The following is a 1,721-nucleotide window of genomic DNA, read 5'->3' on the forward strand; positions in this document are numbered from 1 at the left end:
CCGGGTTAACCGAGCAATTGCAACGCCTTGAGCGCACGATCACGACCCAGGCGGTGTGGGCCGCCAAGCCCGGCGCGGCGCGCGAGGACGTTCTTTCGACGTGGCAGCAACTCGTTGCCTTGCATCGACAATCTCACTCCTTACTTAGGGAGCTGAAGGATGCCGAGCTGGCGCTGGGCGAAGACGGCAGCGAGGCCAACATCGGCTGGCTGCGGGACGTCAAGGCGCGCTTGGCGGAGGTCGAAGGGACCGAAGCGCTGATCGAAGGCTTCGGCGAATCTTCGGGCCGGTTCCAGCGCAGCGTATGACGGATTTGGGCCGAATCCGGCGGCCGGATGGGGCGCCAGATTGGGGTCCATGACCAGTTCGTCCCTAAAAAGACTCGCCAAACCGGGGAGTTGGCTGCAAAAACAGGGTTAGTAAGGGCTTAACGGCATTCCGGTAGAAGGCCTTCGGGCAAAGACCAATTGGGAAACCAGCAGGCGGTTTTGAGGGTGGCGTCGACGCACGCCGCCCTTTGCGCGTCGTGATCGGCGAAGCAATTGGGACGTTGATGGTGTACGGGCGACGGTCGTCCCCGATACGCGCGGTTCAGGAGCGGTGAATGGCCAGCAAGGCGAAGACGGTTCAGGTCAAGGACAAGGAAAAGGACGACAAGGTGGACGCGCCGGAGAAGGACTCCGCCGAAGCCCCTTCGCCGTTGCTCGACCTGTCCGACGCCGCCGTCAAGAAGATGATCAAGCAGGCCAAGAAGCGCGGCTTCGTGACCTTCGATCAGCTCAACGAAGTGCTGCCGAGTGACACCACCTCGCCCGAACAGATCGAAGACATCATGTCGATGCTGTCCGATATGGGCATCAACGTGTCCGAGGCCGAGGACACCGACAACGAAGAAGAAGAGTCCAAGGACGACGGTGACGAGGAGCCGGATAACGACCTCGTCGAAGTCACCCAGAAGGCCGTCACCGAGACCAAGAAGTCCGAGCCGGGCGAGCGCACCGACGATCCCGTCCGCATGTATCTGCGCGAGATGGGCACCGTCGAGCTCTTGTCGCGAGAGGGCGAAATCGCCATCGCCAAGCGCATCGAGGCCGGCCGCGAGGCGATGATCGCCGGGCTGTGCGAAAGCCCGCTGACCTTCCAGGCCATCATCATCTGGCGCGACGAACTCAACGAAGGCAAGATCTTCCTCCGCGACATCATCGATCTCGAAGCCACCTATGCGGGCCCGGACGCCAAGGGCGGCGTTGCTGCTGGTAACGGCGAGGGCGGTGACGAAGCCGGCGGCGATGCCGAAGCCACCGCCACCGACGCGCCGCCCGCGGCGCCGCCGTCCGCCACTCCGTTCCGTCCGGCGCCGCAGCGCGGTCCCGGCGGCGAGCCCGCTGCCGAGGGCGGCGAGGGCATGGCCGAAGGCGACGGCGACGACGACGAGTTCGAGAACCAGATGTCGCTCGCCGCGATCGAGGCCGAGCTCAAGCCGAAGGTCGTCGAGACCTTCGACAAGATCGCCGACAACTACAAGAAGCTGCGCAAGCTGCAGGAACAGGACATCGCCAACCAGCTCGAGAGCGCGTCGCAGGGACCGTCGCTGTCGCCGTCGCAGGAGCGCAAGTACAAGAAGCTCAAGGACGAAATCATCGTCGAGGTGAAGTCGCTGCGCCTCAACCAGGCGAGTATCGACAGCCTCGTCGAGCAGCTCTACGACATCAACAAGAAGC

The 1,721-nt window shown here is 63.7% G+C and carries 1 protein-coding gene and 1 pseudogene; both read left to right on the forward strand.

The window, feature by feature from the left end:
• Positions 1 to 308: pseudogene (locus I5M_RS29650) on the forward strand (DNA primase); the annotation flags it as partial.
• A 296-nt stretch (positions 309 to 604) separates the two neighbouring features.
• Positions 605 to 1,721, forward strand: a 1,117-nt coding sequence (locus I5M_RS12430; RefSeq protein WP_022721699.1) for an RNA polymerase sigma factor region1.1 domain-containing protein, incomplete at its 3' end; no start/stop codon positions are given.

The sequence above is a fragment of the Rhodopseudomonas sp. B29 genome (genome assembly GCF_000333455.1).
GTDB lineage: Bacteria > Pseudomonadota > Alphaproteobacteria > Rhizobiales > Xanthobacteraceae > Rhodopseudomonas.